This window comes from Halomonas sp. MMSF_3323 (genome assembly GCF_030733595.1).
GTDB lineage: Bacteria > Pseudomonadota > Gammaproteobacteria > Pseudomonadales > Halomonadaceae > Halomonas > Halomonas litopenaei.
In genome coordinates this window covers 1-24823 of the sequence record NZ_JASHIT010000059.1, presented here as the reverse complement: position 1 = coordinate 24823, position 24823 = coordinate 1, and the positions used below count along the sequence as shown (strand labels likewise).

Here is a 24823-nt window from a genome sequence, read left to right as displayed (position 1 = left end):
TCCTTGCGGAGCCCCCTTCGGTGATCACCGGTCTGATTTAGACCAGGATCTTGGCCACGACGCCAGCGCCGACGGTACGGCCGCCTTCGCGGATGGCGAAGCGCAGACCTTCGTCCATGGCGATCGGAGCGATCAGGTTGACGACCATCTGGACGTTGTCGCCCGGCATGACCATCTCGACGCCTTCCGGCAGTTCACAGGTACCGGTGATGTCGGTGGTACGGAAGTAGAACTGCGGACGGTAGCCCTTGAAGAACGGAGTGTGACGACCACCCTCGTCCTTGCTCAGCACGTACACTTCCGCCTCGAACTGGGTGTGCGGAGTGATGGTGCCCGGCTTGGCCAGAACCTGACCACGCTCGACTTCGTCACGCTTGGTACCACGCAGCAGGGCACCGACGTTCTCGCCAGCACGACCTTCGTCGAGCAGCTTACGGAACATCTCGACACCGGTAACGGTAGTCTTGGTGGTGTCCTTGATACCAACGATCTCGATCTCTTCGCCCGGCTTGACGATGCCGCGCTCGACACGACCGGTCACAACGGTACCGCGACCAGAGATGGAGAACACGTCTTCGATCGGCATCAGGAACGGCTGGTCGACAGCACGCTCCGGCTCGGGGATGTAAGCATCCAGAGCCTTGATCAGGTTTGCAACGGCGGTAGTACCCATGCCGTTGTCGTCCTTGCCTTCCAGAGCCATCAGGGCAGAGCCGGTGATGATCGGAGTGTCGTCGCCCGGGAAGTCGTACTCGGACAGAAGTTCACGAACTTCCATCTCGACCAGCTCGAGCAGCTCTTCGTCGTCGACCATGTCGGCCTTGTTCAGGAACACGACGATGAACGGAACGCCAACCTGACGAGACAGCAGGATGTGCTCGCGAGTCTGCGGCATGGGGCCGTCAGCAGCGGAACAGACCAGGATAGCGCCGTCCATCTGGGCAGCACCGGTGATCATGTTCTTGACGTAGTCAGCGTGTCCCGGGCAGTCGACGTGAGCGTAGTGACGCTCCTCGGACTGATACTCGACGTGAGAGGTGGCGATGGTGATACCACGCTCACGCTCTTCCGGAGCATTGTCGATGGTGTCGAACTCACGCCAGTCACCGCCGAACACCTCGGCAGAAACGCGAGTCAGGGCCGCCGTCAGGGTAGTCTTGCCGTGGTCGACGTGACCGATGGTGCCGACGTTGACGTGCGGTTTGGAACGTTCGAATTTTTCCTTAGCCACTGCTATGACCTCTTTCGTTAGCTAACGGTTAACCGTTCTGGTTGATGACGGCTTCAACGACGCTGGACGGCGCCTCTTCGTAGTCCGCAAACTCCATGGTGTAGCTTGCGCGGCCCTGGGTCTGAGAGCGCAGGTCGGTTGCGTAACCGAACATCTCAGCCAGCGGCACGGTGGCGCGAATGACCTTGCCGGAGGAAGAGTCATCCATACCCTGGACCAGGCCCCGGCGGCGGTTCAGGTCGCCCATGACGTCACCCATGAATTCTTCAGGGGTCACGACCTCGACCTTCATCACCGGCTCGAGCAGAACTGCCTTGGCCTTGGGAGCGCCTTGCTTGATCGCCATGGAAGAGGCGACCTTGAACGCGGTCTCGTTGGAGTCCACGTCGTGGTAGGAACCGTCGAACAGCGTTACCTTGACGTCGATCATCGGGTAGCCCGCGATGACACCGTTCTGGAGCTGCTCATAGGCCCCTTTCTCGACGGCCGGCACGTATTCCTTCGGAACCACGCCGCCGACGATCTCGGAAGCGAACTTGAAGTGCATCTCTTCGTCGTCGCCCTTGTCTTCGGCCGTCAACGGCTCGATGCGCAGGTGTACGTGACCGTACTGACCGCGACCACCGGACTGACGAACGAACTTGCCTTCCTGCTCGACGCTCTGACGAATCGTCTCACGGTAGGCCACCTGCGGCTTGCCGATGTTCGCCTCGACCTTGAACTCGCGACGCATGCGGTCAACGATGATGTCGAGGTGAAGCTCGCCCATGCCGGAGATGATGGTCTGGCCAGTCTCTTCGTCGGTCTTGACCTGGAAGGACGGATCTTCCTGGGCCAGCTTGCCCAGTGCAATACCCATCTTTTCCTGGTCAGCCTTGGACTTCGGCTCCACGGCCACGGAGATAACCGGATCCGGGAACTCCATGCGCTCGAGAACGATCTTGTCGTTCAGGTCGCACAGGGTATCACCGGTGGTCACGTCCTTCAGGCCGATACAGGCGGCGATGTCGCCGGCCAGAACTTCCTTGATCTCCTCGCGCGAGTTGGAGTGCATCTGGACGATACGACCGACGCGCTCCTTCTTCTGCTTGACGGAGTTGTAGACGCTGTCGCCTGACTTCAGCACGCCGGAGTAGACGCGGATGAAGGTCAGGGTGCCAACGAAGGGGTCGGTCGCGATCTTGAACGCCAGCGCGGCGAAAGGCGCACTGTCATCGGCCTCACGGGTCGCGATGGTGCCGTCCTTGTCGTCGAGCTCACCTTCGATCGCCTTGACCTCGGTGGGTGACGGCATGTACTCGATGACGCCATCGAGAACAGCCTGAACGCCCTTGTTCTTGAACGCAGAGCCACAAGTGACCAGCACGATCTCGTTGTCGAGGGTACGACGACGCAGACCAGCCTTGATCTCGTCGTTGGTCAGCTCGCCCTCTTCGAGGTACTTGTCCATCAGCTCTTCGGACGCCTCGGCGGCGGCCTCGACCATCTGCTCGCGATACTCTTCGGCGGTCTCCTGGAGCTCCGCCGGGATATCGACGAGGTCGTAGTTCATCCCGAAGTTGTCTTCATCCCACAGGATGGCCTTCATCTGGATGAGGTCGATGACGCCCTTGAACTCGTCCTCGGAGCCCCAGTTGATCTGGATCGGCACGACGTTGGCGCCGAGACGATCCTTCAGCTGGTTGACGACCATGAAGAAGTCAGCGCCGCTGCGGTCCATCTTGTTGACGAACACCATGCGCGGAACTTCGTACTTGTTGGCCTGGCGCCAGACGGTCTCGGTCTGCGGCTGCACACCGGAGGAGCCACACAGCACGACGACGGCACCGTCAAGCACACGCAGGGAACGTTCGACTTCGATGGTGAAGTCAACGTGTCCAGGGGTGTCGATGATGTTGATGCGGTGCTCATCGAACTGCTTGTTCATGCCCTGCCAGAAGCAGGTGGTCGCCGCGGAGGTGATGGTGATACCACGCTCCTGCTCCTGCTCCATCCAGTCCATGGTGGCGGCGCCCTCATGGACCTCACCGACCTTGTGGGACAGACCGGTGTAGAACAGGACACGCTCGGTAGTAGTCGTCTTACCGGCGTCGACGTGGGCCACGATACCGATATTGCGGTAACGCTTAAGCGGAGTCTTGCGAGCCACGATGTAACTCCCGTTGGTTGGCGATGCGCTTTAGAAGCGGTAGTGAGAGAAGGCCTTGTTGGCTTCTGCCATGCGATGCACGTCTTCACGCTTCTTGACTGCCGAACCCTTGCCTTCGGCTGCATCCAGCATTTCGCCAGCCAGACGCTGCACCATGGTCTTCTCGCCACGACGGCGAGCGGCGTCCACCAGCCAGCGCATGGCAAGCGCCTGGCGGCGGGACGGACGGACTTCGACCGGCACCTGATAGGTCGCACCGCCGACGCGGCGAGACTTCACCTCGACCATGGGCTGGATGGTTTCCAGCGCCTTGTCGAAGATTTCCAGCGGCTCTTCATTGGAACGCTCGGCAACCCTGTCCAGCGCACCATAGACGATACGCTCAGCTACGGACTTCTTGCCGCTGATCATCAGGTGGTTCATGAACTTGGCCAGACGCTCGGATCCGAACTTGGGATCCGGCAGAATCTCGCGCTTGGCCGCAACTCTTCTTCTAGGCATGATAAGCCCTCGGTTGAAGGGTCCTTCAGGTAAACCCGAGACTCGCGCTTGGCGGCTCGACCTTACTCTTATCAGACCGGGTCAAACTTGGTAATGGAAAGCGACGCAGCCCTTAGGACTTCGGACGCTTGGTGCCGTACTTGGAACGGCCCTGACGACGGTTCTGGACACCGGAGGTGTCGAGAGCGCCGCGAACGGTGTGATAACGCACACCCGGAAGGTCCTTTACTCGACCGCCACGAATCAGGACCACAGAGTGCTCCTGGAGGTTGTGGCCTTCACCGCCGATGTAAGAGGACACCTCGTAGCCGTTGGTCAGGCGCACACGGCAGACCTTCCGCAGTGCGGAGTTCGGCTTCTTCGGGGTGGTGGTGTAGACGCGGGTGCAGACGCCGCGCTTCTGCGGGCAGGCCTGAAGCGCAGGCACGTCGGTCTTCGCGGCCTGACGCTTGCGCGGCTTGCGCACGAGCTGATTAATCGTTGCCATAGCTGTTAGCTGACTCCAATGGGTTGCCTAAGCCTTTTCACAGTGGCGCGGATACACCCACCCCACTGTTAAAGGCTGCGCATTCTACTGGCTGATGCCAAGGCGCGTCAAGCCCGGAGCCGCAAAGGCTCCAGGCTTTTTGCCGACATCAGATCTCGTCGTCGTCCGAGTCCAGCGCGGTGAGCTGGGCGCCCAGCTCCTGCTCGACGTCGTAGGCCGACGGCTGGAGCAGTCGCTCGGTGTCTTCACGCTTGCGACGACGCTCCTCGTGGTGGGTCAGACCGGTACCGGCCGGGATCAGACGTCCCACCACCACGTTTTCCTTCAGGCCGCGCAGGTAGTCGCGCTTGCCGGTGACCGCCGCTTCGGTCAGCACGCGGGTCGTCTCCTGGAAGGAGGCCGCAGAGATGAACGACTCGGTGGCCAGGCTGGCCTTGGTGATACCCAGCAGCAGGCGCTGGTACTTGGCCGGGAACTTGTCATTGGCCTGGAGCACGGCATTCTGCTCCAGCACACGGACCAGCTCGACCTGATCACCCGGAATGAAGTCGGAGTCACCGGCGTCGGTGATCTCGACCTTGCGCAGCATCTGACGCACGATCACTTCGATGTGCTTGTCGTTGATGCCAACGCCCTGCAGACGATAGACGTCCTGTACCTCGGCCACGATGTACTTGGCCAGCTCGGCGATGCCGAGCAGTCGCAGGATGTCGTGCGGGTTGCTCGGACCATCCGAGATCACCTCGCCCTTCTCGACCGTCTCGCCCTCGAACACCGCGATCTGACGCCACTTGGGAATCAGCATCTCGAAGGGGTCGCCTTCGGACGGGGTGATGGTCAGACGACGCTTGCCCTTGGTTTCCTTGCCGAAGCTGATCACACCGCTGATCTCGGCCAGGATGGACGGCTCCTTCGGCTTGCGCGCCTCGAACAGGTCGGCCACGCGCGGCAGACCACCGGTGATGTCCTTGTTGCCGGACGCCTCCACCGGGATACGCGCGACGATCTCACCGATGCCGATGGACGAGCCATTGTCGACGGTGACGATCGCCTTGCCGGGCAGCGGGTACTGCACCGGAGTGTCGCTGCCGGAGACGGTCACCGGCTTGCCGGCGGCGTCGTTGAGCATGATCATCGGGCGCTTGTCGCGACCGGCCATCGGCCGCGCCGCGGACTCGATGATCTCGATCGAGGACAGACCGGTCATCTCGTCGACGCTGCGGTGCATGGTCAGGCCTTCGTCCATGTCGACGTAGTGCACCTGGCCTTCCGCTTCGGCGACGATCGGGTGGGTGTGCGGATCCCACTTGGCCACGGCCTGGCCGGGATCGACCGCATCACCGTCACGCACCGAAAGCTCGGCACCGTAAGGCAGCTTGTAGTACTCACGCTCGCGGCCATGCTCGTCGGCCACCGCCAGGGCGCTGGAGCGCGACACCACGACCAGCTTGCCGTCGGCGCGTTCCACGTACTTGATGTTGTGCAGGCGCACCTTGCCGCCATGCTTGACCTGGACGCTGTCCACCGCAGAAGCCCGCGAGGCGGCACCACCGATGTGGAAGGTACGCATGGTCAGCTGGGTACCCGGCTCACCGATGGACTGGGCGGCGATGACGCCGGCCGACTCACCGATGTTGACCTGGTGGCCGCGGGCCAGATCGCGCCCGTAACAGGACGAACACACACCGTGACTGGTTTCACAGGTGATGGTGCTGCGCACGATGATCTCGTCGACGCCCATGGTGTCGAGTTGCTCGCACCAGGCCTCGTCCAGCAGGGTGCCACGCGGAATCAGCACTTCGTCGGTGCTCGGGTCGATGACGTCCTGAGCGACCACTCGGCCGAGTACACGCTGGGCCAGCGAGACGATGATGTCGCCGCCTTCGATGACCGGGTGCAGGGTCAGGCCACGCTCGGTGCCACAGTCGACCTCGGTGATGACCACGTCCTGGGCGACGTCGACCAGACGACGGGTCAGGTAACCAGAGTTGGCGGTCTTCAGAGCGGTATCCGCCAGACCCTTACGCGCACCGTGGGTCGAGATGAAGTACTGGAGTACGTTCAGACCTTCACGGAAGTTGGCGACGATCGGGGTCTCGATGATCGAGCCATCCGGCTTGGCCATCAGACCACGCATACCCGCCAGCTGGCGGATCTGGGCGGCGCTACCACGGGCACCGGAGTCGGCCATGATGAACACGCTGTTGAAGGAGTCCTGTTCGACTTCCTTGCCTTCGCGGTCGATCACGGTCTCCTTGGAGATGCCCGCCATCATCGCCTTGGCGACCTGGTCGTTGGCACGCGCCCAGATATCGATGACCTTGTTGTACTTCTCACCCGCGGTCACCAGACCGGAGGAGAACTGGTCCTCGATTTCCTTGACCTCTTCCTCGGCCGCCTCGACGATCTCGGCCTTGGCGTCCGGGATGACGAAGTCGTTGACGCCGATGGAGGCGCCGGACCAGGTGGCCAGACGGAAGCCGGTGTACATCAACTGGTCGGCGAAGATGACCGCGGCCTTGAGACCGGCGCGACGATACACTTCGTTGATCAGCTTGGAGATGGCCTTCTTCTTCATGGCCTGGTCGACCAGATCGAAGGGCACCCCTTGCGGCAGGATGCGGAACAGCAGCGCACGGCCGACGGTGGTGTCACGCAGACGGCGGTGCTCGGAGCGCTCGCCGGTCTCTTCGTCGATGTCGACCTCGTCCAGGCGCACCTTGACGCGGGCGTGCAGCGACACGTTCTGGGTGCCGAAGGCGCGCTCGACCTCGTTGAGGTCGGAGAACACCATGCCCTCGCCCTTGGCGTTGATGCGCTCGCGGGTCATGTAGTACAGACCCAGCACCACGTCCTGGGACGGCACGATGATCGGCTCGCCGTTGGCCGGTGACAGCACGTTGTTGGTGGCCATCATCAGCGCGCGCGCTTCGAGCTGGGCTTCCAGCGTCAGCGGCACGTGCACGGCCATCTGGTCACCGTCGAAGTCGGCGTTGTAGGCGGCACACACCAGCGGGTGCAGCTGGATCGCCTTGCCTTCGATCAACAGCGGCTCGAACGCCTGGATACCGAGACGGTGCAGGGTCGGGGCGCGGTTCAAAAGCACCGGGTGCTCGCGGATGACGTCGGCGAGGATGTCCCACACCTCCGGCAGCTCGCGCTCGACCATCTTCTTGGCGGCCTTGATGGTGGACGCCTGGCCGCTGGCCTGCAGCTTGGAGTAGATGAACGGCTTGAACAGCTCAAGCGCCATCTTCTTGGGCAGACCGCACTGGTGCAGACGCAGGGTCGGGCCCACGGTGATGACCGAGCGGCCGGAGTAGTCGACGCGCTTGCCCAGCAGGTTCTGACGGAAACGCCCCTGCTTGCCCTTGATCATGTCGGCCAGCGACTTCAACGGACGCTTGTTGGAGCCGGTGATGGCGCGACCGCGACGACCGTTGTCGAGCAGCGCATCGACGGACTCCTGCAGCATGCGCTTCTCGTTGCGCACGATGATGTCCGGCGCGTTGAGGTCGAGCAGACGCTTCAAGCGGTTGTTGCGGTTGATCACGCGACGGTACAGATCGTTGAGATCCGAGGTCGCGAAGCGGCCGCCATCCAGCGGTACCAGCGGACGCAGGTCCGGCGGCAGCACGGGCAGCACTTCCATCACCATCCACGCAGGATCGTTGCCGGAGCCCTGGAAGGCTTCGAGCAGCTTCAGACGCTTGGACAGCTTCTTGATCTTGGTCTCGGAGTTGGTCTGCGGGATCTCTTCGCGCAGACGCTCGATCTCTTCCTCGAGATCGATATCCTTGAGCATCGCCTGGACGGCCTCGGCACCCATACGGGCGTCGAAGTCATCGCCGAACTCCTCGAGGGCCTCAAAGTACTGCTCGTCGTTGAGCAGCTGGCCACGCTCGAGGGTGGTCATGCCGGGATCGACGACCATGAAGCTCTCGAAATAGAGCACGCGCTCGATGTCGCGCAGGGTCATGTCCATCAGCATGCCGATGCGAGACGGCAGCGACTTCAGAAACCAGATGTGGGCGACCGGGCTAGCCAGCTCGATGTGCCCCATGCGCTCGCGGCGCACGGCGGCCTTGGTGACTTCGACGCCGCACTTTTCGCAGATGATGCCGCGGTGCTTCATGCGCTTGTACTTGCCGCACAGGCACTCGTAGTCCTTCACCGGACCGAAGATCTTGGCGCAGAACAGGCCATCACGCTCGGGCTTGAAAGTCCGGTAGTTGATGGTCTCCGGCTTCTTGACCTCGCCAAAGGACCAGGAGCGGATCATGTCCGGCGACGCGAGCGTGATCTTGATCGCGTCGAACTCGTCGGACTGTGACTGCGATTTGAGGACTTTCACCAAATCTTTCATTAGGTCGGCTCCGTTGCGGAGTTGTCATGGGCGGGGAGCTATTGCTCCCCGCGGACCGTCATTCATTGAAGCGCCTTTCGGGCCGCCTCAGCTCTCCAGTTCGATATCGATGCCCAGCGAGCGGATTTCCTTCACCAATACGTTGAAGGATTCCGGCATGCCCGCCTGCATGGTGTGATCGCCATCCACGATGCTCTTGTACATCTTGGTACGACCTTCCACGTCATCGGACTTGACCGTGAGCATTTCCTGCAGAGTGTAAGCGGCGCCGTAGGCCTCCAGGGCCCAGACCTCCATCTCACCAAAGCGCTGACCACCGAACTGCGCCTTGCCGCCCAGCGGCTGCTGGGTGACCAGCGAGTAGGAGCCGGTGGAACGCGCGTGCATCTTGTCGTCGACCAGGTGGTTGAGCTTCAGCATGTACATGTAGCCCACCGTCACCGGACGATCGAACGACTCGCCGGTACGCCCGTCGTACAGGGTCATCTGGCCGGAATCCGGCAGATCGGCCAGCTTCAGCAGGTGCTTGATCTCGTGCTCCTTGGCACCGTCGAACACCGGCGTCGCCATCGGCACGCCCTTCTTCAGGTTCTTGGCCAGCGCGATGATCTCGTCATCGGACAGCGACTCGATCTCCTCGACGCGGGTACCCTGGGTGGAGTTGTAAACCTCACCGAGGAACTCGCGCAGCTGAGCGAGCTGCTGCTCGCGGGCGTCACGCAGCATGTGCTCGATCTTCACGCCGAGACCGCGGGCCGCCATGCCCAGGTGGGTCTCGAGGATCTGACCGACGTTCATCCGCGACGGTACACCCAGCGGGTTCAGCACCACGTCGATGGGCTCACCGTTGTCGTCGAACGGCATGTCCTCGATCGGCATGATGGCCGAGATGACACCCTTGTTACCGTGACGGCCGGCCATCTTGTCACCCGGCTGCAGGCGACGCTTGATCGCCAGGTAGACCTTGACGATCTTGAGCACGCCCGGCGCCAGGTCGTCGCCCTGGGTGAGCTTGCGCTTCTTGTCTTCGAAACGCTCGTCCATTTCCTTGCGACGGTTCTCGAGCTGCTCGTCGGCCTGAGCCAGCAGTTCATTGAGCTTCTCGTCCTGCATGCGCAGCTTGAACCACTGCTGACGCGGCAGCTCCTCGAGATAGTCCTCGGACAGCACGTCATCCTTGGACAGGCGCGGACCACCGTTGACCGGCTGACCGGACAGGGTGCGCTTGAGACGCTCGAAGGTGGCGTCCTCGGCGATGCGGTAGGTCTCTTGCAGGTCCTTGCGCACCTCGTCCAGCTGCATCTGCTCGATGGACAGAGCGCGCGAGTCCTTCTCGACGCCGTCGCGGGTGAACACCTGAACGTCGATGACGGTGCCCTTCATGCCGGTGGGGGCACGCAGGGAGGTGTCCTTCACGTCGGACGCCTTCTCACCGAAGATCGCACGCAGCAGCTTCTCTTCCGGGGTCAGCTGGGTCTCGCCCTTGGGCGTGACCTTGCCGACCAGAATGTCGCCGGCACCGACCTCGGCACCGATGTACACCACACCGGCCTCATCCAGCTTGCCCAGTGCCGATTCACCGACGTTGGGAATATCGGAGGTGATCTCCTCCGGCCCCAGCTTGGTGTCACGGGACACACAGGTCAGTTCCTGGATGTGGATGGTAGTGAAACGGTCTTCCTGGACCACCCGCTCGGACAGCAGGATGGAGTCCTCGAAGTTGTAACCGTTCCACGGCATGAAGGCGATGCGCATGTTCTGACCAAGCGCCAGGTCACCCATGTCGACGGACGGACCGTCGGCCAGGATGTCACCACGCGCGACGTTGTCGCCGGGGCGAACGATCGGACGCTGGTTCTGGCAGGTGTTCTGGTTCGAACGCAGGTACTTGGTCAGGTTGTAGATGTCGACACCGGCCTCACCGCCGATGATCTCGTCTTCGTTGACCCGCACCACGATGCGCTTGGCGTCGACCGAGTCGATCACGCCGCCACGACGGGCCACGGCACAGACACCGGAGTCACGGGCGACGAAGCGCTCCATGCCGGTACCGACCAGCGGCTTGTCGGCACGCAGAGTCGGCACCGCCTGACGCTGCATGTTGGCACCCATCAGGGCGCGGTTGGCGTCATCGTGCTCGAGGAACGGAATCAGTGCGGCGGCGACGGACACCACCTGGCGCGGAGACACGTCCATCAGCGTCACCTGTTCGGGACGCATGAAGGTGGTCTCGCCGCGATGACGCACCTGGACCAGATCGTCGACCAGCTTCTTGTCGGCGTTGACGGTGGCCGAGGCCTGGGCGATGACGAAGTCACCTTCCTCGATGGCCGACAGGTGCACCACCTCGTCGGTGACCACGCCATCCACGACCTTACGGTACGGCGTCTCGAGGAAGCCGTAGCTGTTGGTGTGGCTGTAGGTCGCCAGCGAGTTGATCAGGCCGATGTTCGGACCTTCCGGCGTCTCGATCGGGCAAAGACGGCCGTAGTGGGTAGCGTGAACGTCACGCACCTCGAAACCGGCGCGCTCACGGGTCAGACCACCCGGGCCGAGAGCAGACACACGACGCTTGTGGGTCACCTCGGACAGCGGGTTGTTCTGGTCCATGAACTGGGACAGCTGAGAGGAGCCAAAGAACTCCTTCACCGCAGCGGCCACCGGCTTGGCATTGATCAGGTCCTGAGGCATCAGGCCTTCGCTCTCGGCCATGGACAGACGTTCCTTGACCGCGCGCTCGACACGCACCAGGCCGACACGGAACTGGTTTTCTGCCATTTCGCCGACGCAGCGAATGCGACGGTTGCCCAGGTGGTCGATGTCGTCGACATCGCCAAAGCCGTTACGGATGTTGATCAGCTCGCGCAGCACGTCGAGGATGTCGGTACGATCCAGCACACCGGAACCGGTGTCGGAATCACGACGCAGACGACGGTTGAACTTCATCCGGCCGACGCCGGACAGGTCATAGCGGTCTTCGCTGAAGAACAGGTTGTTGAACAGCGTCTCGGCGGCTTCCTTGGTGGGCGGCTCGCCGGGGCGCATCATGCGGTAGATCTCGACCAGCGCCTCGAGCTGGGAACCGGTGGTGTCCAGCTTGAGGGTGTCGGAGACGAAGGGACCGCAGTCCAGATCGTTGGTGTAGAGCGTCTCGATGGTGGTGATGCCGGCCTGACCGAGGGCCTCGAGCAGCTCCGGGGTGATCTCGGAGTTGCAGGGGCAGATCAGCTCGCCGGTGGCAGGGTTGATCTGGTCCTTGGCCAGGGTCTTGCCGAACAGGTAATCCATCGGCACTTCCAGACGCTCGAGACCCGCCTTCTCCAGCTGGCGGATATGCTTCTGGGTGACACGACGACCCTCTTCGACGATGACCTCACCGTCGGCGCCCTTGATGTCAAAGGTCGCGGTCTCGCCACGCAGGCGAGACGGCACCAGCTCCACCGAGAAGCCGGACTTCTCGATGTGGAAGGTGCTGGTGTCGAAGAACTCGTCGAGGATCTCCTCGGCGCTCATGCCCAGCGCGCGCAGCAGCACGGACGCCGGCAGTTTGCGACGACGGTCGATCCGCACGAAGACGTTGTCCTTCGGGTCGAACTCGAAGTCCAGCCAGGAGCCGCGGTAAGGAATCACGCGAGCGGAGTACAGAAGCTTACCGGAGCTGTGGCTCTTGCCCTTGTCGTGATCGAAGAACACGCCGGGACTACGGTGAAGCTGAGACACGATGACGCGCTCGGTACCGTTCACCACGAAGGTACCGTTCTCGGTCATCAGGGGGATTTCCCCCATGTAGACTTCCTGCTCCTTGATGTCCTTGATGGCCTTGTTCGACGACTCCTTGTCGTAGATGATCAGGCGAACCTTGACACGCAGAGGAGCGGAGTAGGTGACGCCGCGCAGCTGGCATTCCTTGACGTCGAAGGCCGGAGTGCCGAAACGATAGCTGACGTACTCGAGCGCAGCGTTGCCGGAGAAGCTCTCGATCGGGAACACGGACCTGAAGGCGGCGTGCAGGCCGACTTCCATACGCTCTTCGGGAGAGCGGTCCTGCTGGAGAAAGTCGTAGTAGGAATCAAGCTGGATGGCCAGCAGGTAAGGCACATCCATCACTTGGGGCAGTTTGCCGAAATCCTTGCGGATGCGTTTTTTCTCAGTGTATGAGTAAGCCATCTGTATTCCCCAGCTTGTTCACCATGGGTGACCGATGCGTGTCGGCGCCACCCGACGGACGGTCTCCGTCAGGCGCTGACGGCAAGTCCTCGGATGAGTGACTCGCCGTCGGAATTCTGCAAGCTACAGGCCCTTGGGGGCAGGCAGCTAGTGACAACAGAAAAAGGCCGGTAGCGGGCGTCCCGCCACCAGCCGTGGAAGCTTACGCAGCGCGTAAAGCCATGGGCACAAGGATTACTTGAGCTCCACGGACGCGCCGGCTTCTTCCAGCTTCTTCTTGGCTTCTTCCGCGTCGTCCTTGCTCAGGGCTTCCTTGATGGTCGCCGGCGCGCCGTCGACGGCACCCTTGGCTTCCTTCAGGCCGAGACCAGTGATCTCGCGGACGGCCTTGATGACGTTGACCTTCTTGTCGCCAGCGGAGGTCAGCACCAGGTCGAACTCGGTCTGCTCTTCGGCAGCGGCGGCTTCGCCACCAGCGCCCGGGCCAGCCACGACAGCAGCAGCGGCGCTAACGCCGAACTTCTCTTCCATGGCTTCGATCAGCTCGACGACTTCCATGACGGACATGTCGGAGACGGCGTTGATGATATCTTCTTTGGTCAGTGCCATTGTCTAGATTCCTAACTTTGCGGGCGTCTCGGTCACCCGAGAACGCGAAATGGATCGTGGTCGGTCGACAGGACGACGCCTTAAGCGGCTTCTTCCTGCTTCTGGTCGCGCAGCGCAGCGAGAGTACGAACCAGCTTGCCGGCAGAAGCTTCCTTCATGACGGACATCAGCTTGGCGATCGCCTCATCGTAGGTCGGCAGGGTCGCCAGACGGTCGATATCGCTTGCCGGGATCAGCTCACCTTCATAGGCCAGCGCCTTGACTTCGAAGTTCTTCTCATCCTTGGCGAACTCCTTGAACAGACGAGCGGCAGCGCCCGGATGTTCGTTGGAGAAGGCCAGCAGAGTCGGACCAACGAAGGTCTCTGACAGGCACTCCCAGGGAGTACCGGTCAGGGCGCGGCGTGCCAGGGTGTTGCGCACAACACGCACCTGGACGCCATTCTCGCGAGCCTGCTTACGCAGTTCGGTCATCTTGTGGACCGCGACGCCGCGAGAGTCGGCAACTACGACGGAGAGTGCATCCTTGGCGACTTCACTGACCTCGGCAACAATTGCCTTCTTGCCTTCGAGTGCTAGTGCCACTGTGATCACTCCTTCGTGCCGGAACCCGAGGGCTCCGATGGTTACCATCTCCCCTTCCGTAGAAGAGGGGCTTCAATGATGGTGCTCACCAGATGCCTGGCGGCAACACCATCTGCGCAGGTGCCCGGGGGCGATTAAGCCGCCGGCAGACCCGAAGGTCAGGCGGCGGCGCCTGCGGTCTTTGACGGTGCCCCGCCGGCCGGGTGAATCACCCGGCACGGGGACCGCAAAGTGTCTTGCCTGTTGTGTCGCATCACACCAGCGCGGAGTGATCGACGGTCAGACCCGGGCCCATGGTGGTGGACAGGGTCATCTTCTTGAAGTACACGCCCTTGGAAGTGCTCGGCTTGAGCTTCTTCAGGTCGGCGAGCAGCGCATCCAGGTTGCCCTTGATGGCGTCGGCTTCGAAATCGACCTTGCCCAGGGTGGTGTGGATGATGCCGTTCTTGTCGGTACGGAAACGCACCTGACCGGCCTTGGCGTTCTTGACGGCGGTAGCGACGTCGGGGGTCACGGTGCCGACCTTGGGGTTCGGCATCAGGCCACGCGGACCCAGGATCTGACCCAGCTGGCCGACGACACGCATGGCGTCCGGCGAGGCAATGACCACGTCGAAGTCGAGCTGGCCTTTCTTGACCTGCTCGGCCAGGTCGTCCATACCGACGATGTCGGCACCGGCTTCCTTGGCGGCTTCTTCGTTGGCACCCTGGGTAAAGACGGCAACGCGCACGTCCTTGCCGGTACCGTTGGGCATCACGGTCGCACCGCGAACCACCTGGTCGGATTTACGCGGATCGACGCCCAGGTTGATGGCGACGTCCAGCGACTCCTTGAACTTGACGGTGGACAGCTCGGAGAGCAGAGCCACGGCCTCGTCGATGGAGTAGACCTTGGTGGCGTCAACCTTGTCGCGAATCTGCTTTGCGCGCTTGGTAAGCTTTGCCATGATCAGAGACCCTCCACGTTGAGGCCCATGCTGCGGGCGCTACCGGCAATGGTACGCACCGCGGCGTCGAGATCGGCAGCCGTCATGTCCGGCTCCTTGGTCTTGGCGATCTCTTCGAGCTGCTCGCGGGTCACGGTACCGACCTTCTTCTTGTTCGGCTCACCAGAGCCGGACTTGATGCCAGCGGCCTTCTTCAGCAGCACCGCGGCGGGCGGTGTCTTGGTGACGAAGGTGAAGCTGCGGTCGGAGTAGACGGTGATGACCACGGGAGTCGGGAGACCCGGCTCGATGTTCTGCGTCTCGGCGTTGAACGCCTTGCAGAATTCCATGATGTTGACACCGTGCTGACCCAGCGCGGGACCCACGGGGGGACTCGGGTTGGCCTTACCAGCTGCAACCTGCAGCTTGATGTAAGCCTGTACTTTCTTGGCCATGATGGACTCCAGTTGGGTAGTAGCGCCTTGCGGCTCCCCGGACAAAACGGCCGCCTCTCGAGGCGACCCCTACGCACTGAAAACTTTCAGCACATGACGGCGGGCCTGCCTGAGCAGACCCACCGTAAGAAACTTGTCGACCTACTCCTTCTCGACCTGGGAAAACTCCAGCTCGACGGGAGTGGCGCGCCCGAAGATCAGCACGCTGACCTGCAGACGACTCTTGTCGTAGTTGACCTCTTCGACCACGCCGTTGAAATCGGCGAAGGGGCCATCGATGACGCGCACCGACTGACCGGGCTCGAACATGGTCTTGGGACGCGGCTTTTCGGCCCCATCCCTGACGCGACTGAGAATGGCGTCGGCCTCGCGCTGAGTGATCGCCGCCGGCTTCTCCTTGGTCCCGCCGATAAAGCCCATGACACGGGGCGTCTCGTTGACCAGGTGCCAGGTCTCGTCGACCATTTCCATCTCGACCAGCACATAGCCGGGATAGAACTTGCGCTCACTCTTGCGGCGCTTGCCGTCACGCATCTCGACGACTTCTTCGGTCGGCACCAGAATCTCACCAAAGAGATCTTCCATGCCGTGCATCTTCACACGCTCGATCAGCGAGCGCATGACGTGCTTCTCGAAGCCGGAGTAGGCGTGGACGACGTACCAACGCTTGGACATGAAGACTCCTAACCGATGACGCCGGACATCGCCCAGCTGAGCAGCGTGTCGATCAACCAGAGCAGCAGCCCGACCACCAGCACAGCCACCAGCACGATGGCGGTGGTCTGGATGGTCTCGGGGCGCGTCGGCCAGACGACACGTTGAATTTCCTTCCTGGCGCTCTGCGCCAGCTCCACCAATTCACGCCCCTTGGTGGTGGTCAATGCGACCAGGGCAGCAACGACAGACAGGGCAACAACGCCCAGAACACGATACAGAAGCGGCTGGTCGGCAAAGTAGGTGTTGCCAACGACGGCCAGCACCAGAAGAACGACGACAACCGCCCACTTGAGCCCGTCGTGGCGCGACTCCTGCACCTCGGCGTTATGCTTCATGAAAACGAGACTCCTCAGGGCGCGGCAATCGAAACACGAAAGTATATAAAAAACTGCCAGCCTGGGGAAGACTGGCAGGCCAGGAGGGAATCGAACCCCCAACCTGCGGTTTTGGAGACCGCTGCTCTGCCAATTGAGCTACTGGCCTGTACTCGATGCAAACCACCCTTTGCGGGCAGCCTCTGCAACAGCGGGCGCCATGATAGCGAAACGGATCTCGCCTGGCAACCCCCTCCGCCCTGCAGACGCGGCGGAGAAAGAAAAAGCGAGCCTAGGCTCGCTTTTCTTAGATGGAGCTCATGGACGGATTTGAACCGTCGACCTCACCCTTACCAAGGGTGTGCTCTACCCCTGAGCTACATGAGCGCACTCTTCGGCAATCCAGCTACTTCAAATTGCCTGAACTCTGGAGCGGGCAGCGGGGATCGAACCCGCATCATCAGCTTGGAAGGCTGAGGTTCTACCATTGAACTATGCCCGCAAAATCGGTACTAAACCTTCTTTGCTGAAGCAAAGCCCACCGAACCCAAACCAGCCTGGCAGCGTCCGACCGCCTGCTCCATATCAACCAGAAACCACAACTCTGGTCGATCAAAATCTGGTGGAGGGGGAAGGATTCGAACCTTCGAAGCTTTCGCGGCAGATTTACAGTCTGCTCCCTTTGGCCACTCGGGAACCCCTCCAACTGGCGACGTATTTTATCGCCCTGCCCCGAAAAGTCAAGTGGTTGTTTTAAAAGAATCAAGCTGTACGCAAAATTCTTACAACCTGTCTCGACGGCAGCCTGCAACCCGCGGGTCGCTGCACCTCGGAACGCGGCGCATTGTGTCAAAGCAGAATGGATAACGCAAGGCTTCCATAGGCTTTTTTTACGGCGCACCGGAAAACCACGGTCACAGCAGCATCGAAAACGCCAGGCCCGCGCGGATCTTTTCCAGCGCTACGGGCGCGGGTGGCACCGGCGCCCCCGCCATCTTGCCGGCACGTTCTGCTGCCGTCAGAGGGAAGCACGCTTCAAGGCCGGCGTAGACCATGTCCGGCCAGATCGCGTGGGGTACGCGAATACCACGAGACACCACCCTGGCATCGCCGCCGGTGACCAGCATGGGTAGCGCCACCCCTTCACGATCACAGACCTCGCTGTAGATCCGATTGACCGCGCTGACAGCGGCCATGTAGATACCGTGATTGACCGCCTCTACCGTGCGCCGCCCAGGAGCGAGCAGCTCGTCTGCCTCGCTGTCCGGGTCGATGGCCACGTTGCGGGTGCCCAGCTTCAGGCTTTCTTTCATCAGACGCAGCCCCGGCAGGATGTACCCCCCGAGATGACGCCCGCCTGGCAGCACGAAGTCGATAGTGATGGCACTGCCACAGTCCACCGTGCAGCTGGCACCGGCAAGCTGATAGCCGGCCAGCACCCCCATCCAGCGATCCACGCCCAGTCGACCCGGCTCGTGATAGCCGTTGGTGACGCCCAGCGCTTCGTGGCAGGAACGCGCCACGTGCACCGAACGCACCCGGTCCTTGAGCAGCGACTCGGTCTGCGCCAGCACCGAACGCCTCGCTACACTGGAAATGCGCACCGTCTCGACCACGTCGAGGTCGGGAATGTCCGACCCGGGCTTCCACTCCTCCCGGGTCCACACCGCGCCCCTGGAGCGAATCTCGCTGCTGTCAGCGTCCTTCAGGCGCCACTTGGACAGGGTATTGCCGATATCCAGATCAAGAATCATGGGCGAGCCCGCACGCTGATCTCTCCTCCCACCAGGCGCTCTTGCCGCTCTCCGTCAACGCCCTTGCGCACCCAGAGATTGCCACTGCCATCCACGTCTCCTGCCTGGGCCAGCTCGCGCTGCTCCCCTCGAATGATCTCGATGTCCCAACCGGCAAAGGCGTGACGTGCGTTCCAGGCGTCGCGCCAGGCATCGAACCCCTGCTCCTCGAAACCTGCCAGCATGCCTAGCAGACCGTCCAGCAATTCGGCCGCCAGCACGTTACGGGATAGCCCCGGAGCCTGATCATGCACACAAGCGACCGGCTGATCGATCTTCGCCCGGAAGCTCTCCGGCAGATCCACGTTGATGCCCATGCCGAGCACCACCTCACAGGGGCCGGCGGCGTCACCGCTCATCTCAACCAGAATACCGGCCAGCTTACCAAAGCCCTGCTGACCCGCCCCCTGCCCGGTCGCTCCCTGCTCATCCAATCCTTGCTGAGCCGATCCTTGCGGACCCAAGGGCAACAGCACGTCGTTGGGCCACTTCAGCCCGGGCTTGAGCCCATGGCGTTCCAGCACCTGGGCCAGCACCACACCGATGGCCAGGCTGAGGCCTTCCAGGGCAGCGACACCCGAATCGAAGCGCCAGCCCACGGAGCACATCAGCGTGCGCCCCCAGGGGGTCGTCCAGGTGCGCCCGCGCCGCCCACGGCCGGCGCTCTGCTGTTCGACCAGGCAGGCCTCAGCGTGCCCTGCTCCCTGACGAAAACGCTCGCGCAGGAACTCGTTGCTCGAGGGCAGGGTGTCTTCCACGAAGAGGCGCGAGAGGTGCCGACGCGACTCGCGTGACAACGCGGCTACCACCGAGGGCCCATCGAGCAGCTCAAGGGGTTCGGCTAGCCGATACCCCTGCCCCTTGACCGCCTCCATGGGGATGCCGAGATCCTCAAGCTTGCGCAGCTGCTTCCACACCGCCGCCCGCGACACGCCCAGCTTTTCCCCCAGCTGCTGGCCGGAGTGGAACTCGCCGTCACTCAACAGCCGAATCAGCTCACCAATGGTCATCCCTCGCCCCTTCCACGGGAAAAGGGCATAGTCTATCGAATGTCGCCTGTCGCCGGAAATCCACGCGTCTGCAACACTCCTGTGGGTGTGCCTCTGAGCAACTCCTCCAGGTGTTACGAGCACCGACGGGCGGTGGCGAGCAAAAGGAAAATGGCACCATGCAAGCGTCCGCCACTCTGCTCGATTGCAGCCACGCGGACAATGCCCGAGCCTGGACTCGAAAGTCCTCCACAACGCCAATGCCAGCCGCCTACTGACCGGCCACTGCTTCGCTGCTTGCTGCATCGAAGCAGCAAGATCTGATGGGCGAAGCCCGCCCTGTACGCTATTGCTGCAGGCGCAACGAACCAGCCACCAGGCCGGCGTCTTCACGACACCATGGCCTCGACGCTCTTGCGCGTGGCACCGACCAGGCTGTCGAAGGCGGCCAGAGCGGCCTGCTCATCACGCCGCCGCATGGCCTCGAGCAGGTCTTCGTGGTGGGCAAAACTTGCGTCAAACACTTCATGACGATCGTCCGGCGAGTCCCAGGACAGGTACAGCTCGTCGTGCATCATCTGGATCAGCCCAACCAGCACGCGATTGCCGCAGGCCTGATAGATCGCCAGGTGAAAAGCCGCGTCGGCCTCGCTGACCGCGAGGAAATCCTCCCTCGCCCGAGCACGTCGATAGTCATCCAGGTGGCCGGCCATGGCCTCGAAGGCGGCCTCTTCGGCGTGCCGCACGGCTAACAGAATGGCCTGGGCCTCCAGCGCCTGGCGAACCTCGAGCATCTCCAGCAGATGCGCCCTGGCGTCGTGGATGCCAAGACTGGCCAGCAGTTGAAAGGTCCGCTGTTCGCTGACGAAGATCCCCTTGCCGTTGACCACCTCGATGATGCCCTCGGCCTGGAGCTTCTTGAGGCCCTCCCGGAGGGTAGATCGACCTACCTCCAGGCGCTCCATCCACTCCCCCACCGAAGGTAGGCGCGCCCCCGGCGCCAACTGCTCTTTGGCGATATAGGCGCTGATCTCTCCGGCGACGGTGTCCGATAAGTAGAGTCGTTTCATGACGTTGGCATCCAGGCAGGAAAGGCGTCCAGGGGCCTGATCGACGGTAACGGCAAACCTCTTCTGGATCAATTGTGGGGCCAGCAGGGCCGTGCTAGCTTAGCTATCAGACAGGCTGATAGCTCAATCCACCCTGCTTGCGGAGACCGCACCGTGGACCCACAGGATCGCCATATCTGTAGTCACGCCTTCGAACAGCGCCAGGATCATCACGGCGCCGTGGCACCTCCCGTCTACCAGACCAGCATCTTCACCTTCCCGGACCTCGAAAGCTTCAGCCGCGCACAGCTGGCCGAACGCGAACGCTTCATCTATAGCCGAGGGCTCAATCCCACCGTCAAGTTGCTGGAAGACAAGCTGGCGGCGCTGGAACGTGGCCAGGCCTGCAAGGCCTTTGCCTCCGGCATGGGCGCCATCTCCGCCACGCTATTCTCGCTGCTGAAGCACGGCGACCACGTCCTGCGCATCAACCAGACCTACGGGCCGAGCGTCGAGTTGCTCGACCATATGGCCCGCTACGGCGTCAGCCACGACGGTATCGCCGGTGACCAGCAACTGACCGACCACCTGCGGCCCGAGACCCGCCTGATCTACATCGAGAGTCCGTCGTCACTGCGCATGGAGCTGGCAGACCTCGAGGCTATCTCCGCCATCGCCCGGAAACGCGGCATCCTCACGCTGATCGACAACACCTGGGCCACCCCGCTGTTCCAGAAGCCGCTTACCCACGGCATCGATATGGTGGTGCACTCGCTGTCGAAGTACATCGGCGGGCACAGCGACGTGGTCGGCGGCGCAGTCATCGCCGACGCCAAGCTGATCGACAGGCTCTTCGCCAACGGTCACCAGTTGCTGGGGGCCGCCCTGTCGCCCCACAGCGCCTCACTGATCCTGCGCGGTCTACGCACCCTGCCGGTGCGCATGGCCGAGCATCAGCGCAACGCCTTGGCGGTCGCCCGTTTTCTCGCTGACCACCCGCAGGTCGCAGCGGTGCATCACCCGAGCCTCGCCAAAGGCGCCGCCGCCGACTGGGCCGCCCGCCAGCTGCACGGCCATTCTGGCCTGCTCAGCCTTGCGCTTCACCACCCCAGCTACTCGCGCATCGCGAACTTCATCGACGCCCTCGAACTGATGCGTATCGGCGTCAGCTGGGGCGGCTACGAAAGTCTTGCGCTGTCTCCCATGCGCCCCGACGGCAGCGGACAACCGCTGATTCGCCTGGCCATCGGGCTTGAACACATCGACGACATCATCGACGACCTCGAGCGGGGGTTCGCCGCGCTCGAACGCTGATCACCACGAGGAGGACATCCCATGCCAGCCATACAACGACAACCTGGACTTGTTCCATCCCTGATCCTGCTGACCGCCATCGCCTTCGCCATCGTCTACGGCATCGTGGTGGCGGGCCTACCCACCGAACTGGTGCTGATCACCCTGGGCGCCGCCGCCACCCTGTTCAGTCTGCTGCACGGCGGGACCTGGGAAGGCGTCATGGACATCATGGGCAACAAGGTACGCACCGCCCTGTCCGCGCTACTGGTGCTCTACAGCATCGGTATCATCATCGGCACCTGGATGATCTCGGGCACCATTCCCTACTTCATCTACCATGGCCTGGAGCTGATCGATCCCCGCTACCTGTACGTCATGGCGTTCTTCGGCACCGCCATCGTCTCCACCTTCACCGGCACCTCCTGGGGCTCCGCCGGGACCCTGGGGGTGGCCATCATGGGCATCGCCGCGGCCATGGACATCAACCTGGCGATCACCGCCGGCGCGGTGCTCTCAGGCGCCTACTTCGGCGACAAGCTGTCGCCGCTGTCGGACACCACCATCATGGCTTCCATGGTGGTAGGCGAAGACCTGTACCGACACATCCGCCACCTGATGTACACCTCACTGCCCGCCAGCGTGGTGGCCGCTGTGGTCTACCTGATACTCGGCCTCAACATGGACCTGGCAGAGGGCACCCCGGAGGCCATCGCCGCCAGCGCCGAGACCATCGGCGGGCTCTATCAGCTGAACCTCCTGTTGCTGCTGCCAGTGGCCATCGTGCTGTTCGGCTCGGTGCGCAAGAAGCCGACCCTGGTGGTACTGTTCCTGGCCTGGGCCTGCGCCGCCCTGCTGGCGATACTGCTCCAGGGTGCCAGCCCCGAGGCGGTGGCCAAGGCCGCAGTCTCGGGCTTCAACGTCAGCCTGCTGGCCGGCTTCAACCCGGGCCTGGACGTCGCCACCCTGCCCCCGGCACTTGTCAGCCTGCTGAACCGTGGCGGGCTCTACAGCATGCACGGAGCAGTGCTGTTCGCGCTGTGCGCCTTCTTCTTTGCCTCGGCGCTGGAGGCAGCCGGCATCCTCAAGGTCGTGCTCGATCGCAGCCTGGCCTACGTGCGCTCCGCCCGCGGCACTATCCTGGCCTCGCTGGCGGCCAGCAGCACCATCATCCTGGCCACCGGCAACAGCTACGTAACCTTCTTTTTGACCCGTGAGCTGTTCGCCGAGCAATATCGCAAGCGAGGGCTGCACCAGCTCAATCTGTCGCGCAGCATGGAAGACGGCGGCATGATTCCCGAGCCGCTGGCCCCCTGGACCGTCTCCGCCGTCTACATGGCAGGCACCCTGGGTGTCGCCACCCTGGACTACGCTCCCTGGGCGCTGTTCAACTACCTGGGTGTCGTCTTCTCGATCCTGCTTGCCATGATCGGACCCTGGACCGGCTGGTTCGGCGTAAAGCGCATCGAGCCCACTGGCGAGGAACAGACCGATTCGGTCACTCCATCAATGAACGCTTCTTCCACCGTCAAATAGGCCCGTCGAACCAGCCCTTCGAACTAGCCCTTCGAACCAGCCCGTCAAACTAGCCCGTCGAACTGGCTCGGCTACATCACCAGCCAACACCACCTCGACACGCAACAGGCCCCCGGCGACCAAGTCGCGGGGGGCCTGTTGCGTTCCGCCAGGTTGCTGTATCGAACAGCGTCAGGCGTGCTGCTTCTCGTGACGCCCTTCGTGGATTTCCTCGACCAGCTTGTGGCAGAAGATATCCAGATCATCGGGCTTACGGCTGGTCACCAGGCCGTTATCCACCACTACCTGCTCGTCAACCCAGTCGGCGCCTGCATTGCGCAGATCCTGTTCGACACTCGGGTAGGAGGTCAGCCTGCGACCTTCGACCACCCCGGCGTTGATCAGGATCCAGGGGGCGTGGCAGATCGCTGCCACCGGCTTGTGAGCCTGGAAGAAAGCCTTGACGAAGCTCAAGGCCTTCTCGTCCTGGCGCAGGGCGTCGGGATTGAACAGGCCGCCAGGCAACACCAGGGCGTGATAGTCATGTTCGCTGACATCATCCAAGGCCACGTCGACGTCGTAGGTGTCACCCCAGTCGTTTTCTGCCCAGGCCTTGATGCCCTTGGCCTCCGGGGAGACCACGTGCACCACGATGCCCTGCTGCTGAAGCTTCGCCTTGGGTACCGCCAGCTCCGACTCCTCGAAACCGTGGGTGGCGAGAATCGCGACACGTTTGCCTTCCACTTGCTGCGTCATGACATCCTCCATGGATCGATAAATTAGACAATCGACTCTATCTGTCACGTGCTTGTACAAGATGGAGGTCCTGCCGCCGTGCTTCAACCCGCGTATCGCACAAGCCTAAATCAGGTTTGTCGGTCGCCGACTCTCCCCTTCTGGTGGAAGATTCCGGTGATAGCGCTGGCTTAGCTGCTCGATGAGCTGACATGCTGCTGGCCACCCCACACTGCCCTGGTCCTCGCCGCCAAACAGCACAGACTGGGAAGACAGGCCTGTACAAGTCGTGCCTGATAGTCGTTGATGCAACGCTCAATCCGCGGCGGCAGCTAGCCGTCGCCCCCTCACAGCGAGGGGCTGATGGCGAACAGGCTATCGAGGTAGCCCTGTCCCGGGTGCAGCGCATCCGGCACGCAAACGTCCAGGCGATGGCGCTCACCGGTGGCGCGGGTGCGACTCTTTACACAAAAGAAGGCCCAACTCCTCTCGGAATTGGGCCTTCTTTTGAATCGATACCTGACGGACGGGCCGACCTTCTGATCTACAGCGCCCGCCCAAGGCGCCGCTCTGCCCCTGAAGACTGCCGGATGACGCCACCAAGGTAACAATGTTTCTACTCGTCTCATCCCCGAGACTCGCCCTTCGTTCCTCAAGGCCCGCCTGCGGCGGTTCTCCCCTGTTCCCGACAGGGTAGTCGCATGGGGGTGAGTCACCCCAGGGTTTGCAGCGAAGCTGCAAGGGGGGACGAACGACGCGAGCTTGCGAGCGGCCGGACCGCGCCGAGGGGGTTATCGGCGCGGCCCCACATATAAAGAGAGGGGTCTTCCCATGCATATGAAAAAGCCCGATTATCTCTCGATAACCGGGCTTCTTCTGAATAAATGCCTGACGATGACCTACTCTCGCATGGGGAGACCCCACACTACCATCGGCGCTGAGCG

Annotated in this window: 18 protein-coding genes and 4 tRNA genes; 2 read left to right on the top strand and 20 right to left on the bottom strand. The window is 62.4% G+C overall.

Going from position 1 to position 24823, the window contains the following annotated elements; all coding sequences use genetic code 11:
- Nucleotides 1-37: 37 nt before the first annotated feature.
- The 19 genes from tuf to RBB39_RS21380 all read right to left on the bottom strand — a co-directional run bounded on the left by tuf (nt 38) and on the right by RBB39_RS21380 (nt 20357).
- On the bottom strand, nt 38-1231 hold the full coding sequence (gene tuf / locus RBB39_RS21470; RefSeq protein ID WP_045990863.1) for an elongation factor Tu: 1194 nt from the start codon (nt 1229-1231) through the stop codon (nt 38-40).
- A gap of 28 nt (nt 1232-1259) precedes the next feature.
- The gene (gene fusA / locus RBB39_RS21465) at nt 1260-3380 is read right to left on the bottom strand and encodes an elongation factor G (RefSeq protein ID WP_045990864.1); all 2121 of its coding nucleotides are present in this window, start codon (nt 3378-3380) and stop codon (nt 1260-1262) included.
- Nucleotides 3381-3410: 30 nt separating this feature from the next.
- Nucleotides 3411-3881 carry a 30S ribosomal protein S7 gene (gene rpsG, locus RBB39_RS21460; protein WP_023007554.1) on the bottom strand — a complete coding sequence of 157 codons (471 nt, stop codon included), beginning with the start codon at nt 3879-3881 and terminating at the stop codon, nt 3411-3413.
- Nucleotides 3882-3993: 112 nt separating this feature from the next.
- Nucleotides 3994-4368 carry a 30S ribosomal protein S12 gene (gene rpsL, locus RBB39_RS21455; protein ID WP_045990865.1) on the bottom strand — a complete coding sequence of 125 codons (375 nt, stop codon included), beginning with the start codon at nt 4366-4368 and terminating at the stop codon, nt 3994-3996.
- A 148-nt stretch (nt 4369-4516) separates the two neighbouring features.
- Nucleotides 4517-8734, bottom strand: a complete 4218-nt coding sequence (gene rpoC, locus RBB39_RS21450; RefSeq protein ID WP_045990866.1) for a DNA-directed RNA polymerase subunit beta' — start codon at nt 8732-8734, stop codon at nt 4517-4519.
- Nucleotides 8735-8821: 87 nt separating this feature from the next.
- Nucleotides 8822-12901 (bottom strand): DNA-directed RNA polymerase subunit beta, encoded by a 4080-nt coding sequence (rpoB, locus tag RBB39_RS21445; protein ID WP_045990867.1) that lies wholly within the window; start codon nt 12899-12901, stop codon nt 8822-8824.
- A gap of 234 nt (nt 12902-13135) precedes the next feature.
- Nucleotides 13136-13510, bottom strand: a complete 375-nt coding sequence (gene rplL, locus RBB39_RS21440) for a 50S ribosomal protein L7/L12 (RefSeq protein ID WP_045990868.1) — start codon at nt 13508-13510, stop codon at nt 13136-13138.
- A gap of 80 nt (nt 13511-13590) precedes the next feature.
- Nucleotides 13591-14094 carry a 50S ribosomal protein L10 gene (gene rplJ, locus RBB39_RS21435; protein ID WP_045990869.1) on the bottom strand — a complete coding sequence of 168 codons (504 nt, stop codon included), beginning with the start codon at nt 14092-14094 and terminating at the stop codon, nt 13591-13593.
- Nucleotides 14095-14347: 253 nt separating this feature from the next.
- Nucleotides 14348-15040 (bottom strand): 50S ribosomal protein L1, encoded by a 693-nt coding sequence (gene rplA, locus RBB39_RS21430; protein ID WP_045990870.1) that lies wholly within the window; start codon nt 15038-15040, stop codon nt 14348-14350.
- A gap of 2 nt (nt 15041-15042) precedes the next feature.
- Nucleotides 15043-15474 (bottom strand): 50S ribosomal protein L11, encoded by a 432-nt coding sequence (rplK, locus tag RBB39_RS21425; protein ID WP_045990871.1) that lies wholly within the window; start codon nt 15472-15474, stop codon nt 15043-15045.
- A 141-nt stretch (nt 15475-15615) separates the two neighbouring features.
- Nucleotides 15616-16149 (bottom strand): transcription termination/antitermination protein NusG, encoded by a 534-nt coding sequence (gene nusG / locus RBB39_RS21420; RefSeq protein ID WP_045990872.1) that lies wholly within the window; start codon nt 16147-16149, stop codon nt 15616-15618.
- A gap of 8 nt (nt 16150-16157) precedes the next feature.
- Nucleotides 16158-16526, bottom strand: coding sequence for a preprotein translocase subunit SecE (gene secE, locus RBB39_RS21415; RefSeq protein ID WP_045990873.1), 369 nt, complete (start codon nt 16524-16526; stop codon nt 16158-16160).
- A 72-nt stretch (nt 16527-16598) separates the two neighbouring features.
- Nucleotides 16599-16674 (bottom strand) — tRNA-Trp (locus RBB39_RS21410).
- A 143-nt stretch (nt 16675-16817) separates the two neighbouring features.
- Nucleotides 16818-16892 (bottom strand) — tRNA-Thr (locus RBB39_RS21405).
- A 41-nt stretch (nt 16893-16933) separates the two neighbouring features.
- Nucleotides 16934-17007 (bottom strand) — tRNA-Gly (locus RBB39_RS21400).
- A gap of 118 nt (nt 17008-17125) precedes the next feature.
- A tRNA-Tyr gene (locus RBB39_RS21395) sits at nt 17126-17209 on the bottom strand.
- 210 nt (nt 17210-17419) lie between these two features.
- On the bottom strand, nt 17420-18259 hold the full coding sequence (locus RBB39_RS21390) for a type III pantothenate kinase (RefSeq protein WP_045990874.1): 840 nt from the start codon (nt 18257-18259) through the stop codon (nt 17420-17422).
- Entirely contained in the window at nt 18256-19308 is a 1053-nt protein-coding gene (locus RBB39_RS21385) for a biotin--[acetyl-CoA-carboxylase] ligase (RefSeq protein ID WP_222517135.1), read from the bottom strand. Before RBB39_RS21385 ends, RBB39_RS21390 begins: the two co-directional genes overlap by 4 nt.
- A 368-nt stretch (nt 19309-19676) precedes the next feature.
- Complete coding sequence (locus tag RBB39_RS21380; protein WP_306169393.1) at nt 19677-20357, bottom strand: FadR/GntR family transcriptional regulator; 681 nt, start codon at nt 20355-20357, stop codon at nt 19677-19679.
- A 153-nt stretch (nt 20358-20510) separates the two neighbouring features.
- Here RBB39_RS21380 and RBB39_RS21375 point away from each other — a divergent pair, with 153 nt between their 5' ends.
- Nucleotides 20511-21650, top strand: coding sequence for a PLP-dependent aspartate aminotransferase family protein (locus RBB39_RS21375; RefSeq protein WP_108133874.1), 1140 nt, complete (start codon nt 20511-20513; stop codon nt 21648-21650).
- A gap of 21 nt (nt 21651-21671) precedes the next feature.
- The gene (gene nhaC / locus RBB39_RS21370; RefSeq protein ID WP_306169392.1) at nt 21672-23165 is read left to right on the top strand and encodes a Na+/H+ antiporter NhaC; all 1494 of its coding nucleotides are present in this window, start codon (nt 21672-21674) and stop codon (nt 23163-23165) included.
- 171 nt (nt 23166-23336) lie between these two features.
- On the opposite strand, the gene RBB39_RS21365 is transcribed toward nhaC, so the two are convergent.
- Entirely contained in the window at nt 23337-23900 is a 564-nt protein-coding gene (locus RBB39_RS21365) for a type 1 glutamine amidotransferase domain-containing protein (RefSeq protein ID WP_124805273.1), read from the bottom strand.
- Nucleotides 23901-24823: the final 923 nt, after the last annotated feature.

Excerpts from the sequence above, each read along its gene's own strand:
- rpsL (WP_045990865.1), bottom strand. The coding sequence starts at position 4,368 with ATGGCAACGATTAATCAGCTCGTGCGCAAGCCGCGCAAGCGTCAGGCC.
- RBB39_RS21380 (WP_306169393.1), bottom strand. The coding sequence starts at position 20,357 with ATGAAACGACTCTACTTATCGGACACCGTCGCCGGAGAGATCAGCGCC.
- rplL (WP_045990868.1), bottom strand. The coding sequence starts at position 13,510 with ATGGCACTGACCAAAGAAGATATCATCAACGCCGTCTCCGACATGTCC.
- rpoB (WP_045990867.1), bottom strand. The coding sequence starts at position 12,901 with ATGGCTTACTCATACACTGAGAAAAAACGCATCCGCAAGGATTTCGGC.
- rplK (WP_045990871.1), bottom strand. The coding sequence starts at position 15,474 with ATGGCCAAGAAAGTACAGGCTTACATCAAGCTGCAGGTTGCAGCTGGT.
- secE (WP_045990873.1), bottom strand. The coding sequence starts at position 16,526 with ATGAAGCATAACGCCGAGGTGCAGGAGTCGCGCCACGACGGGCTCAAG.
- rplA (WP_045990870.1), bottom strand. The coding sequence starts at position 15,040 with ATGGCAAAGCTTACCAAGCGCGCAAAGCAGATTCGCGACAAGGTTGAC.
- rpsG (WP_023007554.1), bottom strand. The coding sequence starts at position 3,881 with ATGCCTAGAAGAAGAGTTGCGGCCAAGCGCGAGATTCTGCCGGATCCC.
- nhaC (WP_306169392.1), top strand. The coding sequence starts at position 21,672 with ATGCCAGCCATACAACGACAACCTGGACTTGTTCCATCCCTGATCCTG.
- RBB39_RS21390 (WP_045990874.1), bottom strand. The coding sequence starts at position 18,259 with ATGATTCTTGATCTGGATATCGGCAATACCCTGTCCAAGTGGCGCCTG.
- RBB39_RS21365 (WP_124805273.1), bottom strand. The coding sequence starts at position 23,900 with ATGACGCAGCAAGTGGAAGGCAAACGTGTCGCGATTCTCGCCACCCAC.
- rpoC (WP_045990866.1), bottom strand. The coding sequence starts at position 8,734 with ATGAAAGATTTGGTGAAAGTCCTCAAATCGCAGTCACAGTCCGACGAG.
- RBB39_RS21385 (WP_222517135.1), bottom strand. The coding sequence starts at position 19,308 with ATGACCATTGGTGAGCTGATTCGGCTGTTGAGTGACGGCGAGTTCCAC.
- nusG (WP_045990872.1), bottom strand. The coding sequence starts at position 16,149 with ATGTCCAAGCGTTGGTACGTCGTCCACGCCTACTCCGGCTTCGAGAAG.